At 73.4% G+C, this 15,666-nt stretch carries 15 protein-coding genes; 6 read left to right on the forward strand and 9 right to left on the reverse strand.

Translation table 11 applies throughout. The annotated features are described in order from the left end of the window. Positions 1 to 131 precede the first annotated feature (131 nt). Together ACFU97_RS12430 and ACFU97_RS12435 are read right to left on the reverse strand one after the other, a co-directional pair. On the reverse strand, positions 132 to 1,088 hold the full coding sequence (locus tag ACFU97_RS12430; RefSeq protein WP_384254529.1) for a hypothetical protein: 957 nt from the start codon (positions 1,086 to 1,088) through the stop codon (positions 132 to 134). Positions 1,089 to 1,189: 101 nt separating this feature from the next. Next, positions 1,190 to 1,681 carry a hypothetical protein gene (locus ACFU97_RS12435; protein WP_384254532.1) on the reverse strand — a complete coding sequence of 164 codons (492 nt, stop codon included), beginning with the start codon at positions 1,679 to 1,681 and terminating at the stop codon, positions 1,190 to 1,192. A 171-nt stretch (positions 1,682 to 1,852) separates the two neighbouring features. Between ACFU97_RS12435 and ACFU97_RS12440 the strand changes: the two genes are divergently transcribed. Continuing rightward, positions 1,853 to 2,746: an oxaloacetate decarboxylase gene (locus ACFU97_RS12440; protein WP_384254534.1), complete on the forward strand. Its 894-nt coding sequence runs from the start codon at positions 1,853 to 1,855 to the stop codon at positions 2,744 to 2,746. Here the strand turns inward: ACFU97_RS12440 and ACFU97_RS12445 are convergent, their stop codons facing one another. After that, on the reverse strand, positions 2,747 to 3,334 hold the full coding sequence (locus ACFU97_RS12445) for a carboxymuconolactone decarboxylase family protein (protein ID WP_384254537.1): 588 nt from the start codon (positions 3,332 to 3,334) through the stop codon (positions 2,747 to 2,749). It abuts the gene before it with no gap. Then, positions 3,331 to 3,654 (reverse strand): hypothetical protein, encoded by a 324-nt coding sequence (locus ACFU97_RS12450; protein WP_384254539.1) that lies wholly within the window; start codon positions 3,652 to 3,654, stop codon positions 3,331 to 3,333. The genes ACFU97_RS12445 and ACFU97_RS12450 overlap by 4 nt, the downstream gene beginning before the upstream one ends. A gap of 135 nt (positions 3,655 to 3,789) precedes the next feature. Here ACFU97_RS12450 and ACFU97_RS12455 point away from each other — a divergent pair, with 135 nt between their 5' ends. Continuing rightward, positions 3,790 to 5,316 (forward strand): CHAD domain-containing protein, encoded by a 1,527-nt coding sequence (locus ACFU97_RS12455; RefSeq protein ID WP_384254541.1) that lies wholly within the window; start codon positions 3,790 to 3,792, stop codon positions 5,314 to 5,316. A gap of 40 nt (positions 5,317 to 5,356) precedes the next feature. After that, positions 5,357 to 5,545 (forward strand): hypothetical protein, encoded by a 189-nt coding sequence (locus ACFU97_RS12460; protein WP_384254543.1) that lies wholly within the window; start codon positions 5,357 to 5,359, stop codon positions 5,543 to 5,545. Positions 5,546 to 5,563: 18 nt separating this feature from the next. On the opposite strand, the gene ACFU97_RS12465 is transcribed toward ACFU97_RS12460, so the two are convergent. The 5 genes from ACFU97_RS12465 to ACFU97_RS12485 form a co-directional block, all read right to left on the reverse strand. Further along, complete coding sequence (locus ACFU97_RS12465) at positions 5,564 to 6,529, reverse strand: YihY/virulence factor BrkB family protein (RefSeq protein WP_384254546.1); 966 nt, start codon at positions 6,527 to 6,529, stop codon at positions 5,564 to 5,566. A gap of 99 nt (positions 6,530 to 6,628) precedes the next feature. Next, positions 6,629 to 7,645, reverse strand: a complete 1,017-nt coding sequence (locus tag ACFU97_RS12470) for a DUF5914 domain-containing protein (protein ID WP_384254548.1) — start codon at positions 7,643 to 7,645, stop codon at positions 6,629 to 6,631. Beyond that, the gene (locus ACFU97_RS12475) at positions 7,642 to 8,667 is read right to left on the reverse strand and encodes a phytoene/squalene synthase family protein (protein ID WP_384254550.1); all 1,026 of its coding nucleotides are present in this window, start codon (positions 8,665 to 8,667) and stop codon (positions 7,642 to 7,644) included. The genes ACFU97_RS12470 and ACFU97_RS12475 overlap by 4 nt, the downstream gene beginning before the upstream one ends. Next, on the reverse strand, positions 8,664 to 10,208 hold the full coding sequence (gene crtI / locus ACFU97_RS12480; protein WP_384254553.1) for a phytoene desaturase family protein: 1,545 nt from the start codon (positions 10,206 to 10,208) through the stop codon (positions 8,664 to 8,666). Before crtI ends, ACFU97_RS12475 begins: the two co-directional genes overlap by 4 nt. Beyond that, on the reverse strand, positions 10,205 to 11,512 hold the full coding sequence (locus ACFU97_RS12485; RefSeq protein WP_384254555.1) for a polyprenyl synthetase family protein: 1,308 nt from the start codon (positions 11,510 to 11,512) through the stop codon (positions 10,205 to 10,207). The genes crtI and ACFU97_RS12485 overlap by 4 nt, the downstream gene beginning before the upstream one ends. A gap of 482 nt (positions 11,513 to 11,994) precedes the next feature. On the opposite strand from ACFU97_RS12485, the gene ACFU97_RS12490 reads away from it, so the two are divergent. The 3 genes from ACFU97_RS12490 (at position 11,995) to ACFU97_RS12500 (ending at position 15,615) form a co-directional block, all read left to right on the forward strand. After that, the gene (locus ACFU97_RS12490) at positions 11,995 to 13,188 is read left to right on the forward strand and encodes a lycopene cyclase family protein (protein WP_384254716.1); all 1,194 of its coding nucleotides are present in this window, start codon (positions 11,995 to 11,997) and stop codon (positions 13,186 to 13,188) included. A gap of 112 nt (positions 13,189 to 13,300) precedes the next feature. Next, positions 13,301 to 14,056, forward strand: a complete 756-nt coding sequence (locus ACFU97_RS12495) for a methyltransferase domain-containing protein (protein ID WP_384254558.1) — start codon at positions 13,301 to 13,303, stop codon at positions 14,054 to 14,056. Continuing rightward, positions 14,053 to 15,615, forward strand: coding sequence for an FAD-dependent oxidoreductase (locus tag ACFU97_RS12500; RefSeq protein ID WP_384254560.1), 1,563 nt, complete (start codon positions 14,053 to 14,055; stop codon positions 15,613 to 15,615). The genes ACFU97_RS12495 and ACFU97_RS12500 overlap by 4 nt, the downstream gene beginning before the upstream one ends. Positions 15,616 to 15,666 lie beyond the last annotated feature (51 nt).

Below are 15,666 nucleotides of genomic sequence, written 5' to 3' on the forward strand. Positions count from 1 at the left end.
GGCACCCATTTGGGGGGTTTCCCTTGAAATGGGCGGCGGAAGGAGGACAAAAAACCCCCCTTTTGTGTTCGTTCCCTCTCCGCCGGTGGGGGGGGGGGCCCCCCCCTCCCCCGGCGCCCCCCCACACAGGGTCAGCCGGCGCGCAGGGTCAGCGCGGCGGTGTGCAGCGTGCCGCCGGTCCGGAACTGCAGGAACAGCCGCCAGTTGCCGGGCGTGGGCAGCTCGGCGTGGAACGCCAGGTCCGGGCCGCCGTGGTCACCGGTCACCTTGGTGGTCGGGTGGAGATGGGCGAACGCGGCGTCGCCCTCGTGGAACGCGGTCAGATGGGCGTAGGTGTCGAGGTAGGGCTGGAGATCGGTGACGGGCTTGCCGTCCTTGGCGACGCTGACGGTCAGCGGGTGTGCCATCCCCGCCATGGGCTCGCCCTTGACGGTCACGGTGTACCCGTCGACCTGGGTGCTGCGGGCCGGTGCGGGCAGCGGGTTCTTCGCGGCGCTGCCGGGCACGGAGACGGTCCGGGAGAGCACGAAGTCCTGGCCCTTGCCGGACCCGGCGGCGGGCGTGAAGGAGGCGAACACGCGCCACGAACCGGGCGCGAGCGAGGCCAGGCCGGCGGTCCAGGTGCCGTCCGCGGCCATGGCCGGGTGCAGATGCTGGAAGCCGGTCAGGTCGGAGCGGATGGCGTAGAAGTGCATCCGCTTGGTCTGGTCGAGGGCGAAGCGGGTGACCGCCTTGCCGTCGGGGCCGGTCACGGCGAACCGGTAGGCGGTCGGCTCGCCCGACGGCAGCGTCGAGTCCTTGGCGGAGAGACGGTAGCCGTCCTGGGTGGCGGACAGGCCGTTGCCGGTGGCCGCGTGCTCCATCCCCGGCATGTCACCCATCGCCTGGGAGGTGCTGGGGGAGGCGGAGGACTTGGCGCCGTGGTCCATGCCGGGCATGGACGACGAGGAATCGTCGGAGGAACCGCAGGCGGTCAGGGCCAGCGCGAGAGCCGTGGCCGCGCCGGCCGCCGCGAGGCTGCGGCGGCGCGTGGCGGAACGGGAGAGGGAACGGAAGGTGAGCCGGTCAACAGGCCGGGAAGAGCGCATGGATGTGGGTCTTTCCAGGTGGGCGCACCACACCGGTGGCACGCGGAAACGAGCAGGACGCGGGTCCGGATCGAGCCGAACGGCTGGATCCGGTGCGCCCGTCACGTCCGCGCGACGCACACCTGAAGCAGAAGACCTCGTCCACCGGTCGGTGGCCCGCGCCGCCCTGTCCCGCCGGCTGCCGCTCGCAGCCCGGCCGGTCCCCACAGGACGACGGCCAGGGCGCCCGTGACGGCGAGCAGTCCGGACGCGGGGAGCGGGATCCGGTCGTGAGCCGGCGTCGACACGCACAGCGTCCCGGGCATCCCGGACGAGGCGGCACCTCGCATCGTGGGGCCGGAGGCGGCGTCCACGACGGGCGGCGTCGAGGACGCCATGGCGGTGTGATGACCACCGGCGACGGGTGCGTTCGCGACGCCGGTCATCGGCGTGCCCGCCATCCCCGTCGTCGTGCCGCCGGCAGCGCCCATGGCGCCGTGGCAGCCCTCCGCCGCCGTGGACGGGGCGCCGTGCATGAGGAAGAGTCCGAACAGTACCGCGCACACGGCCAGCAGCCGGGCCGTGCCCCGCTTGGCCGCCTGTGCGCTGTCCACCTGCGTACCCGTCCCTCTCACTCGCCCCGCGTGCTCGATGCCTGCCGTCACACCATACCGGGGCAGGGTATCGATGGCGCGGCGACCCGGAGATCGGGCCGATGTGCAGGAGATCCACCCCCTGGGTACGCGGTCCGCCGCCCCGCGGCCCGTAGGCGACAAGGAGCGACCATGGCCCCACTGCCGGATTCGCGTACGAGCGGCCCGCGGCGGCTACGAGAGCTGCTGCGCGGACCGGACCCGGTGCTCGCGCCGGGGGCGTACGACGCGATGAGCGCCCTGCTCGTCGAGCAGGCGGGATTCCCGGCCGTGTACATGACCGGCTTCGGCACCACCGCCTCGCTGCTCGGCCGTCCCGACATCGGCCTGCTCACCATGACCGAGATGACGGACGCGGCCCGCCGTATCGTCTCGGCCGTCGGCGTGCCGGTGATCGCGGACGCCGACACCGGCTACGGCAACGCGATCAACGTCATCCGCACCGTCCACGAGTACGAGGCCGCCGGCGTCGCCGCGATCCATCTGGAGGACCAGCCGGCCCCCAAACGCTGCGGCCACATGGACGGAAAGAAGGTCATTGCGGCGGGCACCATGGCAGGCAAGATCGAGGCGGCCGTGGAGGCCCGGCGCGACCCGGACTTCGTGATCATCGCCCGTACCGACGCACGGGCAGTCGAGGGCTTCGACGCAGCGCTGGAGCGAGCCAGGCGCTACCGCGACGCCGGCGCCGACATGCTCTTCCTCGAAGCCCTGCAGACCGACGCCGAGATCGAGGCGGCCGCGGCGGCCTTCCCGGATACGCCGTTGCTCTTCAACTGGGTCGAAGGCGGCAAGACCCCGCCCACCGGCTTGGCGCGCCTGACGGAACTCGGCTACCGCCTGGTCATCTTCCCTCTCTCGACGCTTCTCGCCGCGACCACGGCCGTACGGGACGTCCTCGCCGATGTCGCGGCGGCCGGCACGCCCGTCGGCGCCGTACGGCACCTGCCCGGGCTCGACGACTTCTTCCAGACGGTCGGTCTGCCCGAAGCACTCGATCTGGGCAAGCGCTACGACCACGACTGACTACCGATAACCCCGCTTCAGCAGATACTCGGCGCCCGCCTCGAACCCTTCAGGACTGAGCAGTTCGAACCCGAAGGCATCGGCGAGCCGGTCGGTGACGTTGAAAGCGGCGCAGACCGCGAGCGCGTCCCTGACCTGCTGGGGTGAGACGCCGGCGGCCAGCACCTCCCGCATGTCGTCGGCGCCGACCTTCCCCTCCCGGGTCAGCTCGCCGAGCATCCGCAGGGTCGCCCGGAGCGGCTCCGCGAGCGGCGCGGACTCCAGGTCGTCGAGCACCGCCGCGACCTTCCGGCCGTCCCCGTAGGCCTGTCCGGCGGTCGCGGTGTGCGCGCCGACGCAGAAGGCGGACTCGTTCACCTTGGACACGTAGGCGGCCATCAGCTCCCGGTCGCCCACGGACCAGTCGGACGGCCCGCGCATCACCTCGTGCGTGAACGCCTTGGCTCGGGTGCCGTAGAAATCGCGCCGGTAGAAGACCAGCTTGGCGGCGTCGGGCACCGGCTGCCGGGAGAACAGGCGGATGACAGCGAACAGCAGCTTCGTTCCGGGGGAGTAGCCGTGATCGAGGATGCCGAGTCTCATGCTCATGCCTCCTCGGCGGTCGCTTCGGCCAGCGCCGCGAGCCCCGCGTCGTACAGCCGCGCCGACTTGCCGACGGCGGCGCAGACGACCAGCTCGAACACCTCGTCCTCGGTGCACCCCGCCGCCTTCGCCGCCGCCAGGTCCGCCTCGCCGACCCGCGCCGGCATGTCCGCGACCTTGCGGACCAGCGCGTCGAGCGGCGGCGCGAGCCCGCGGTCGTTGCCGAAGGCAAGCGCTCGCTGCTCCGCCGACGCCTGGCCCTCACCGCTCAGCACACGCTCCACCAGTGCCTGATGCGCGGCCCGTTTCCTGTCCTCGTCCGTCACGGTGCCCTCCGCCTCCTTTGCCGTCGGGCTGCCAGTTCACACGTCTACGACGATCGCCACTCCTTCCACGTGACATACGGCCGAAGAATCCGTGTCTGTCGGTTTGATCCCGGCGATCCGGTACAGCCGGAATGTATGGCCCAGTCGATACAGGAAACAGAACGCAAGTACGCGGCGCCTGCGGCCGACGACATCTCCTGGCTGTCCGAGCTGGTCGGTGCGGGACCGGTAGTGTCGCTGGCCGACCGGGGAGTCCATGAGCTGGACGCCGTCTACTACGACACCGAGGACCTGCGCCTGACGAGCGGTGGCGCCAGTCTGCGGCGCAGGACCGGCGGTACGGATGCCGGATGGCACCTGAAGCTCCCGCTGTCCGGCGACAGCAGGGAGGAGATCCGCCTCCCGCTGTCCGAGAGCGACGAGAACGTCCCGGCCGACCTCCGGGAACTGACTCTGTCCCGCACCCGTGGAGCGCCGCTGCGACCCGTGGTGCGGATCCGCTCCACACGCTCCGTGCGCGATCTGCTCGACGCCGAGGGCGTCGCCGTGGCCGAGGTCAGCCTCGACTCGGTGCGCGCGGACTCCCGGCTGGTCTCCGGGCTGCACGCCATGTGGACCGAGATGGAGGTCGAACTCGCCGAGGGCGGCGACCCCAGGCTCCTGAAGCAGGTCGAGAAGGTGCTGCGCAGGAACGGCATCGAGCGGGCGGACAGCCCCTCCAAGGTCGCCCGGGCCCTGCGGGAGACGACCCCCGCCCCCAACGGCGATCATCTGGGCGCCGGCATCGAACCGGATTCGGCGGGCGCGCACGTACACGCCTACATCGAGCGCCTGGTGCGCGGCCTGTCCGACCTCGACCCGGCGGTACGGCGCGACCGGCCCGACGCGGTGCACAAGACGCGCACCACGATCCGCCGGCTGCGCAGCTGTCTGCGGTCCTGCCGGTCCGTCCTCGACCGCCAGGTCACCGATCCGGTGCGGGCGGAACTGAAGTGGCTGGCAGGGGAGCTGGCCGACGAGCGCGACCACGAGGTCCTGCGCGACCGGCTGGCGGCAGGCGTGACGAAGCTGCCCGGCGAGCTGGTCCTCGGGCCGGTCAGCGCCCGGCTGCAGGTCTGGGACGCGGCGGAGCAGGCGCAGGCCCGCCGCCGTACGCTCGCCGCGCTGGCCTCGCCCCGCTATCTGGAGCTGCTGGAGTCGCTGACCCGGCTGCTCGAGGACCCGCCCCTGCGCGCCAAGGCGTCGGGCAGGCCCGAGAAGGTTCTCACCAAGGCGATCGTCAGGGAGCACGGGCGGCTGCGCGGGCGCATGGACCGTGCGCTGGCACTGCCCGCGGGCCCCGAGCGTGACGCGGCCGTCCACCACGCCCGCAAGGCGGCCAAACGGGTCCGCTACGCCGCGGAGGCGGCCCGCCCGGCGCTCGGCAAGCCCGCCAAGCGTCTCGGCAAGCGTATGAAGGCCGTCCAGCAGATCAGCGGCGATCATCACGACGGCGTCGTGGCCCGCGATGTGCTGCGCGACCTGGCGATCGCGGCCCACGCGGCAGGCGAGCCCAACTTCACCTGGGGCGTGCTGTACGGCGAGGAGATGGCCTCGGGCGAGGCGCGCGAGCGTCAGCTGCCGGAGGCGTGGAGGCGTGCCAGGAAGGCGAAGCTCGGATAGCGCGGGCGCATATCCCCGCCCGCACGGGTACACGAGGATCATGGCCGTAAACGAGCAGAAGCCCGAACACGACACCGAGCACGACAAGGCGAAGGCGAGGACGATCACGTCGACCGGTGACGCACCGCACGGCCCTGTGCGGCACGCGCCGGCGGGTGCGACCGGTCGCACCGTGCGCGAAGCGCTCGAGGAGGCCGGGGTGAGCCCGGAGGACTTCGAGGAGCGGTAGGCCCCGTCTCCTCCGGTCTCAGCTGCCCGGTCCGGGATCCGGGTGGACGGCCGACGTGATGCCGGCGCGCGCCGCCTCCAGCTGGGCGGCGAAGGCGATTCCGAGGAACAGGGCGACGCCGGTCACGTTGGCCCACAGCATCAGGGCGACGAAGGCGGTGAGGGGGCCGTAGACCGCTCCGAAGGAGCTGCTCTCGCCGACGTAGAGCGCCAGCAGCCATGTGGCCACGACCCACAGGACGAGGTGGACCGCGCTGCCGAAGGCGAGCCAGGTGTAGCCCGGCTGCCTGCGGCGCGGTGACCACCGGAAGATCACGGCGGAGGCGATCCATGCGAGCGCCAGCCCGACCGGGATCTCGAGCGCGGCCCACCAGTGGTCCGCGTCGGCGGAGGAGCCCAGGGTCGTGGCGATGGCGTCGCCGACCGGCTCGCCGGCCACGAGGACCACGAACCCGAGCACCATCGGCAGCCCGGCCGCCGTCGCCAGCAGCAGCGCACGGCCGTACTTGTGCGTGAAGGGCCGGTCCCGCTCGATGCCGTAGATGCGATTGGCTCCCCGCTCGATCTGGCCCATCGCCGAGGCGAGGTTGAGCAGGGCGAAGGCGAGGCCCAGCCACAGGGCGAGGGTGCTCCAGACGTCGCCGTGCGCGCTCTGCCGAGAGCTCGCGAAGGCCTCCCGGATCACCTCCGCACCGGTCCCGGGCACGATGTCGCCGAGGGAGCGTTCGACGATCCGGCCCACCGCGTCGGTGTGCACGGACGTGGCGAGGCCGACGAGTGCGAGGGCCAGCGGCACCAGGCCGACCACGATCTGGAAGCCGAGGGCCCTTGCGTGGGAGAAGCCGTCGGCGTAGCGGAACCGGGCGAAGGAGTCGACCAGCAGCCGCATGCCGCCGTAGCGCCGCAGCGCGGTCAGCGCCTCGTCGCCGGAGAGTTCCTCCCCGATCATGTCCCTGGTCTGCGGGACGTGCACGGCCGTTCCCATCGCGGACAGGCTCCCTCCACCGGACCGGGTCCTCTCCCCGGTGCATGCCTGTTCCGACTGCCCCCGAACGGCCGCTTCAACGGTCGGCGCCCCGCCCGGTCAGCCGGGGAAGCGCCCGGTGGAGCGCAGGTGCCAGCGGCGTTCCGCGTAGGCCAGGTCGTCGCGCCACAGGCGCCCGGCCGTCGAGGCCATGAGCCGGCGCAGCACCGGTGCCGCCGTACGGGCCGCGGCGAATCCGGGACGCTCGGAGGAGGCCACCACCGCTTCCACGACGGCGGTGCGCGGCCGTCCGCGCCCGTCCGTCCCGAGCGGGGTGGCGTGCGTCTCGACGACCGAACCGCGGCCCTCGCCCTCGGTGATGTGCATGACGATCGTGCGCGGCTCGGGGCTGGTGAAGACCGCCCGCACCGGTACGACGAGCCGCCCGGCCACCTTGAAGGAGACGTCGACGGTGAATCCGTCGTCGCCCGGCTCGTCCGACCCGGCCGCGTCCGGTGTGCGGACGACCGTCAGGTCCACGAAGGAGTACGGATGGAACCACGCTCCGTGCCAGGGATCCAGCCGGTTGGCCAGGACGTCCTCGGGTTCGCAGAACGCAACTCCCTTGTAGACGGCGGCGACCGAGCGCGTCAGCGGCGGTCGGGCCGGCACGACCGGTGCCTGCAGGGGCGGTTCACCACCCACCGCGTCCAGGCGTACCCACACCAGGACGCCGTCCTCGTGCACGGGCACCGGCTCCCAGCCCGCGAACGGGGCACCGTCCAGTGCCAGTCCGTGCCAGTGGCACACGAGCGTGCCGCAGTGCACCGGAGCCTCGGCCAGGGGTGCTCCCAGGTGCGGGCAGACGCCGGGGCCCGCCGCCAGCCGCCCGTCGGCGGTGCGCCACACCACGATCTCGTGCCCGGCCACCGTGGCCGCCAGGGGCCGGTCGTCGCGTACGTCGCGGGTCGCGCCGACGACGTACCAGTTGCCGGACGGGCGGGACTGGGAACGCTTCAGGGCCGCGGCGATGACGCCGGGCCGGGCCTGACGCCAGGTGGGGTGCTGCCGTTCCCAGCGCACCGGATGCCGTCGCAGCGAGAGCGCATGGCGGCCTGACCGCCGACGAGATGTCATGCGAGCCTCCGGTGCATCGGTTCGGTGGTGGACGAGAGCGGCGGTTCCTCCGGGGTGACGGGCGCCGACTCCCGTTGCCGCACGGGTGCGTGGGTGCGCAGCCTGGCCGCGACCACACGCGCCAGGCCGTCGAGGGCCACCGCGGCGCGGCGACGGCGCGGGACGACGGCCCGGCGCTGCACCGAGCGGTAGCCGTCCGCGGCGACGGCGTCCAGGATGCCGCCGTAGAGGACGAAAGCAGTGCGGATGCAGGGGCGTGACACCGGTTCGAGCATGGCCAGGCCGGGGGCCGCCTCGCGGTAGACCTCGCGGGTCAGGTGCTCGAACTCCCGCAGCGCGGAGGTGATGCGGCGGTCGGGGCGTGCGGACTCCCGGCTCCAGTACAGCAGTTGGCGGTCCACCCCGTGGGCGGTCAGTAGGTCCGCGGGCAGATAGACGCGACCGCGGTCCAGGTCCTCGCCGACGTCCCGCAGGAAGTTGGTGAGTTGGAAGGCCACGCCCAGGGCCGCGGCGTGCGGTGCCGCTTCCTCGCGCGGGACCACCGTGCCGAGCACCGGCAGCATCTGCAGGCCGATCACCTCGGCCGAGCCGTAGGTGTAGCGGCGCAGATCGGCGTACGTGGCGTAGTCGGTGACGTCGAGGTCGGCGCGCATCGCGGTCATGAAGTCGGTGAAGTGCCGTGGGTCGATGGCGTACCGGCGGGCGGTGTCGGCCAGGGCGCGGACCACCGGCTCGGCACTGTCCCCGTCGCACAGACCCGTCCGCAACTCCCGGTGCAGGCGGGCGAGTCGGGCGGAACGCTCCAGTGCACCGGTCGTCGGGTCGAGGGTGTCGACGATGTCGTCGGCCCAGCGGGCGAATCCGTAGAGGGCGTGCACGGCGGGTCTGCGCGCCACCGGCAGCAGGCGGGTGGCGAGGAAGTACGTCCTGCCGTGCCGGGCGTTGAGCTGCCGGCACCTCGTGTACGCCTGGCGCAGGCCGGGATCGGTGATGCCCGCCGCGTCGAGCTCGCGGTCCGTCACGCCGGCCTCCTCTCCCGGAGGCGGCGCGCCCGTGACGGCGCACCGGTACGGCCCGAGCGTGGGCCGCCCGTGATCCGCGCCGCGGCCAGCTTGCCGGACAGCAGGACGGTCGGTACGCCGACGCCGGGCGTGGTGCCGCAGCCCGCGAGGACCGCGTTGACCGTCCCGCGCGGCAGGTTGCGCGGCCTGAACGGCCCGGTCTGCGCGAAGGTGTGGGCGGCGGAGAAGGGTGTACCCGCCGCGTGGCCCTGCGCCTGCCAGTCGGCCGGCGTGACCAGGCACTGTTCCTCGATGGCGGACGCGATGCCGTCGAGGCCGCGCCGGTCGAGTTCGGCGAGGAGGCTGTGCCGGTAGCGGGGGGCCAGGTCGCCCCACTCCGCGGCGCCCGGGCCCAGCCTGGTGTTGGGGCAGGGCGCGAGGATGTAGTGCAGGTGGTGGCCGGGCGGGGCGAGCGTGGGGTCGGTCACGGTCGGGCGGGTGACGAGCAGCGACGGGTCGCTCATCAGGCGGCCGGTTTCGGTGAGTTCACAAAACGTGCTCCGCCACGCCGCGCCGAACGAGAGGGTGTGGTGGGCGAGCCAGGGCCAGGTGCGGTCGGTGCCGGCGTGCAGGATCACGGCCGAGGGGGAGAAGCGCAGCGGCACCGCGCGCCTCGGGACATGGCCCAACAGGCGGTAGGCGACGGGCAGATCGGGCGTGAGGACCACCGCGTCGCAGGGAATCCGGTCGTGTGCCGTCACGACGGCCGTGACCCGGTCGCCGGAGCGCTCCAGCCGGGTCACCGGTTCTGAGAATCGCAGGTCGGCCCCCGCCGCCGCTGCGGCGTCCGCCATGGCCCGTGGCAGGGCGTGCATGCCGCCGCGCGGGAAGTACACACCGGCGACGGTGTCCATGTACGCGATGACGGCGTACGCGGCCAGCGCGCGGGCCGGCGCCACGCCCGCGTACAGGGACTGGAAGGAGAAGATCCGTTGCAGCCGCTCGTCGTGCAGATGACGGCCGATGCGCGCGTCCAGCCGGCCGAAGCCGCCGAGCGCGGCCAGCCGGGCGAGGTCCGGGGCGAGCAACTGCGCGGGGGAGTCGAAGTTGACGTCGATGAAGCGCCGCATCTGGGCCCGGTACAGCTTTTCGAGCCAGGCGCGCAGCCTCCGGTAACCGGCGGCCTCGCGCGCTCCGGCGAACTTCTCGATCTCCGCCTCCATCGCCTCCGCGTCGGTGTGGACGTCCAGGAGGCTTCCGTCGGCGAACTGGGCCCGGTACGCCGGGTGCAGGGGCATGAGCTCGACCCGGTCGGTCAGCCGCTCGCCGACGGCGGCGAAGGCCTCGTCGGCCAGGTGGGGCATGGTCAGCACGGTCGGGCCGGTGTCGATGTGGTAGCCGCGGCGCGTCAGGCGTCCCGCGCGCCCTCCGGGTGAGCTGTCGCGCTCGACGACGGTGACCCGGCGCCCGGCCCCCAGCAGATGCAGAGCCGCGGCCAGCCCGGACAGCCCGGCGCCGACGACCACGACGTGGTCGGTGCGCCCGGGAACGGTGCGGGTCATCGACGTCCCCCGTCCTCGTCGGCGGTCGGCAGCAGGGATACGCGGACGGGGGCGTCGGGTGCGTCGCCTACGGCGTCCGGGGGTGCGCCGGCCGCTCCACCCGCGCGGTCCGGGGGTGCACCGGCCGCTCCGCCCGCCCGGTCCGGGGGTGCACCGGGCGCTGTGCCCGCCCGGTCCGGGGGTGCGCCGGGCGCTGTGCCCATGGCGTCCGAGGGTGCGCCGGCCGCCGCGCACAGCAACTCGCGCAGCCGGCTTCCGGCGTGCGGGACGAGAGGGACGCTGTCGAGGTGGTGCAGTCCCTGGTCCACCAGTCGTCCGATCTTGGTCTCGACGGTGGCCCTGGCGCCGGTGGCCTCGAACACGGCGCACACCTCGGCCAGTTCGGCGTCGGAGGCGTCGGCCCGGCCGAGTGTGTCGTGCAGGAGGGCCAGGGCGCGCCGATCGCCCGCGCCCTCGGCCCGCGCCCGGGCGACGGCGGCGAGGTAGGTGGGTTTGCCGCTGCGGATGTCGCCCCGCGCGGGTTTGCCGGTGGCGTGCGCCTCGCCGAAGGCGTCGAGGAGATCGTCGCGTAGCTGGAAGGCGAGGCCGATGTTGCGTCCAACTGAGGACAGGGCCCGGGTCGTGCCGGGAGCGGCGCCCGCCAGCGCGGCCCCCAGAGACAGCGGGCGTTCCACGGAGTACAGGGCGCTCTTGAGGCAGGCGGTGCGGACGGCGCGGGCGAGCGATCGCGCCGAGGTGGCCTCGCCCTGGACGTCCAGGTACTGCCCGGCCACCATCTCCATGCGCATGGTGCTCCACAGGTCCCCGACCCGCGCCGCGGCGGCGGAGGGCAGGTCGGTGCCGGCCACCAGGTCGTCCGCCCACACCAGGGCCAGATCACCGGCCAGGATCGCGGCCGCCTGCCCGAGGCGCGGGCTGTGCGACGCCGAGACCGTGTCGGCGTACTGGGCCGCGACATCGGCATGCAGCGAGGGCCGTCCACGGCGCACCGGCGCGGCGTCCATCACGTCGTCGTGCACGAGGGCACAGGTCTGGATCAGCTCCAGGGCGGCGGCGATCCGAAGCGTCGGCGCCGTGACGGACGAGCCGCTGCCGCAGGCACGCATCCCCCACCACACGAAGCGGGAGCGGGTCAGCTTGCCGCCGTCCCGCGCGAAGTCGGCGACCCGTGCGGCCACGTCCTTGGCGAAGAGAGGGTCCAGGGACTCGGCCGCGCTCATCCGCTGGGCGAGCACCGCGGACAGCACGCGGCGCACGGCCCCGGCGACGTCCGCGTCCACGGCACGGGCGTCGTCGGGACCCATCCGGCGTGCGCCGGGCGCGGGTTCGCGTGGGTGGTCGGCGCGTGGGTGGTCGGCGTGCACAGGGTCCCACTGCTCGCCAGGGCGCTGTACGAGAGGGGGAAAGCCCTGCTCGGAGGAGGGCTCCCCGCCCGGGCAGGGGGGCGGGCAGTGACCTTTGGCCGCGGTGGGGCTCGTGCCGGGTCCCGTCATCGAGTGCCTCGCGATCGGAGCTGATGTCGTCGTCCGTGGTTCGGGCCGGGGCGTGGAGACGGATGCGGCGGGTTCGAAAAGCGGCAGGGGAGACGGATGCGGCGGGTCCGAGAACGGGCAAGGGCGTGCGGGGCACCGTGGGCGGGGCCGGTGGGGCGGGCCTCTCTTCCGGCCGCCCGGAAGTTCGTGACCACGCTCGCGTGATGACTGCATCCGGAGGGGTACCGCACCGGGAATGGTGTCCACGGACCGGCATCGACACGGGCAAGGGGCTCGGAAAGGGTGAGGTGGTCGTGCAGGAGGCGGACGTCGCCATCATCGGGGCGGGGGCGGCAGGGCTGTCCCTGGCCCACCGGCTGGCCCGCCCCGTACCCGGCGCCCGCCCGCTGTCGGCGGTTCTGGTGGACGCCCCGCCGGGCCCGCTGCGCCCTCCCCGGCGGACCTGGTGCTTCTGGGAGGCGGGCCGCGGCCGCTACGACGCCGCCGTCACCGCGTCCTGGCGCCGCCTGCGCGTGCACCCGCCCGCGGGCCGGCCCATCGAGGACGACATCTCGCCCCTGCGCTACAAGATGATCCGCTCGGAGGACTACGAGTTCCTCATCGCGCACGACCTCGCGCAATACGAGGGAGTGCGGCGCATGGAAGCGACGGTCGACAGTGTGGAGGCCCTCCAGCAGGGCGCGGTGATCCATGCCCGTACGGCCGACGGACACGCCCGATCGGTGCGCGCCCGCTGGGTGTTCGACTCCCGCCCCGCGGGCAGCCTGCCCGCGGCACGGACGACCTTGCTCCAGCACTTCCGCGGCTGGTTCGTGCGGACCAGGCGTCCGGCCTTCGATCCGTCACGGGCCGACCTCATGGATTTCCGCATGCCCCAGCCCGCCAAGGGCCTGTCCTTCGGCTATGTGCTGCCGACCGGTTCACGGGAGGCCCTGGTCGAGTACACGGAGTTCTCCCCCTCCGTCCTGTCCAAGGACGCCTACGACACGGCACTGGACCACTACACCGGCGCCGTGCTCGGCCTGAAGGACCTCGAGGTCGTCAGGACCGAGACGGGCGTCATCCCCATGACCGACGCCCCGTTCGCGCGGCAGACGGCGCCGTGCGTCTTCCGTATCGGCGCGGCGGGTGGCGCCACCCGGCCCTCGACCGGCTACACCTTCGCGGGTGTGCAGCGGCAGACCGCCGCCGTGGCGGCCGCCCTCCGGCAGGGACGCCGGCCGGTGCCGCCACCGCCCCACTCGGCCCGCTCGCGCGCCATGGACGCCGTACTGCTGCACGCGCTCGACAGCGGCCTGGTGGACGGTCCCGCCTTCTTCTCCAGCCTGTTCGCGCGCGTGCCCATGACCCGGCTGCTGCGCTTCCTGGACGGCAGGACCCGCCCGCACGAAGACCTCTGCATCGGTCTGCGCACCCCCGTCCTGCCCATGCTCCGCGCCGCCGCGGAGGTCCCACGACTGCCTCGGCGCCCGTTTCCCGACGGCTGACGGCCGTCGGCCGTCGGGAAACGGCTGTCGGCTGACGCATCTTGCCCGCCGCCCATGGACACCGCCCACCACTCACCACTCACCACCGACCCCCCACTGCGAAGGAGACGCCATGACCCTGCTGCGTGACGCGGACCTGGCCGTCGCCTTCGACCACGCGGCGCACACCTACGACACGCTGGTGGCCGCCAACCCCGGTTACCACGCCCACCTGCGCCGCTCGGCGCGCAGGCTCGGCCTGCCCCCGTCCGGCACCGGGCTGCGGGTGCTCGACCTCGGCTGCGGTACCGGCGCGTCCACCGCCGCGCTGTGTGCCGTCCTGCCGGGTGCCGACATCACGGCCGTGGACGCGTCGGCGGGGATGCTCGACCGCGCCCGGGCCAAACGCTGGCCCGAGACGGTCAGGTTCGTGTGCGCCCCGGCGGAGGCCCTCGAACCGGCCGGTGTCGAGGGGCCCTTCGACGCGGTGTTCGCCGCCTATCTCTTCCGGAACGTGGCCGACCCCGACGCCGTACTCTCCACCGTCCACGACCTGCTCGCGCCCCACGGCCGGCTCGCCGTGCACGAGTACACCCTCAGCGGGCGCCCGGTGCACCGCGCGGTGTGGACGGCCGTGTGCCGGGGCCTGGTGCTGCCCGTCGCCGCCGCACTGGGCGACGGCGACCTGTACCGGCATCTGTGGCGCAGCGTCGTCGACTTCGACACCGTCGACGCGTTCGCCGCCCGCGTCCGCGCCCGCGGGTTCGAGCACGTGCGTGCCCTGCCGCTGCCCGGCTGGCAGACGGGCATCACCCACACCGTCGTAGGCAGACGCGCCGACTCGTCCGTGGGCAGACGCGCCAACTCGGCCCGCCGGGCGCCGCGATGACCGGGACCACTCGCCCCGGCCGGGACCGCAGCGCCGTCTTTCTGCCCCCGCCGCCCGGCGCGCCCCGGCTGGGCGGACCAGCGCGCAGCACCGCCGTCGTCGGCGCGGGCATCGCGGGCCTGGCCGCCGCCACGGCGCTGGCCGAACGCGGCGTCGCCGTCACCCTGTACGAGCGTGAGGCCTACCTGGGCGGCCGGGTCGGCGGCTGGCCGGTAGAGTTGCACGACGGCTCCACCGCGACGATGAGCCGCGGCTTCCACGCCTTCTTCCGCCAGTACTACAACCTCCGCAGCCTCCTGCGTCGCACCGATCCCCACCTCGGGCAACTGACCGGCCTGCCGGACTACCCCCTGTGGCACAGCAGCGGTCTGCACGACAGCTTCCGCAGGGTCCCCCGCACACCGCCGCTCAGCGCGCTCGGGTTCGCGGCGCTCAGCCCGTCCTTCCGCTCGCGGGACCTGGTGCGCATGAACCCGGCCGCCGCGCGCCCCCTGCTCGACGTCCGCGTCCCCCAGGTCTACGAGCGACTGGACGGCGTGAGCGCCTACGACTTCCTGGCCTCACTGCGCTTTCCGGAGGCCGCGCGCCACCTGGCCTTCGAGGTCTTCTCGCGCAGCTTCTTCGCCGATCCCCGGCAGCTGTCGGCGGCCGAGATGGTCCTGATGTTCCACATCTACTTCCTCGGTTCGGCCGAGGGCCTGCTCTTCGACGTGCCCAACGGCCCCTTCCCGACGGCCCTGTGGGAACCCCTGCGCGCCCACCTGGACCGGCACGGCGCCACCGTGCACACCTCGACGCCCGTCGCGCACGTGGCGCCCACCGCGGACGGCGCCTTCACCGTGGTCACCGATCGCCAGGAGACCCGGTACGACACCGTGGTCCTGGCCCTCGACACCCCTGGGCTCCGCGCCCTGGTCGCCCGCTCCCCCCGACTCGGCGACGCCGCCTGGCGCGAACGCATCGACCGGCTGCGCAGTGCCCCGCCCTTCCTCGTCTCCCGCCTCTGGCTGGACCGCCGCGTCGGCGCCGACCGCCCCGGCTTCCTGGGCACGGCCGGATACGGCTCCCTGGACAACATCAGCGTCCTGGAACGCTGGGAGGGCGAAGCCGCCCGCCACGCGTCCCGGACCGGAGGGTCCGTCGTGGAACTGCACGGGTACGCGCTGCCCGAGGATGCGGATCAGGCGGTGGAGGCGCACCGTCTGGTCGAGCAACTGCGGCGCGTCTACCCGGAGACACGTGACGCGCGGATCCTCGACGAACGCCATGAATGGCGCCAGGACTGCCCCCTGTTCCCGGTCGGCGCGTACGGCGACCGTCCCTCCGTACGCACGCCGCGATCCGGCCTCGTACTCGCGGGCGATCTGGTACGCACGCACCTCCCCGTCGCCTTGATGGAACGGGCGGCCACCAGCGGATTCCTCGCCGCCAACGCCCTGCTGCAGGCGTGGGGCGTACGAGGCCATCCGCTGTGGACCGTGCCCGACCGAGGGCGCAACCGCCTGCTGCGCACCCTGGCGGGCGATCGGATTCGGCCAGGTGTTCGTGAAGATGCGTGAGGGACCGATGAAAACGAGAATCAGGGGTACTCGGCAGCGAACGGCTGACCA

Source organism: Streptomyces sp. NPDC057616, assembly GCF_042800575.1.
Taxonomy (GTDB): domain Bacteria; phylum Actinomycetota; class Actinomycetes; order Streptomycetales; family Streptomycetaceae; genus Streptomyces.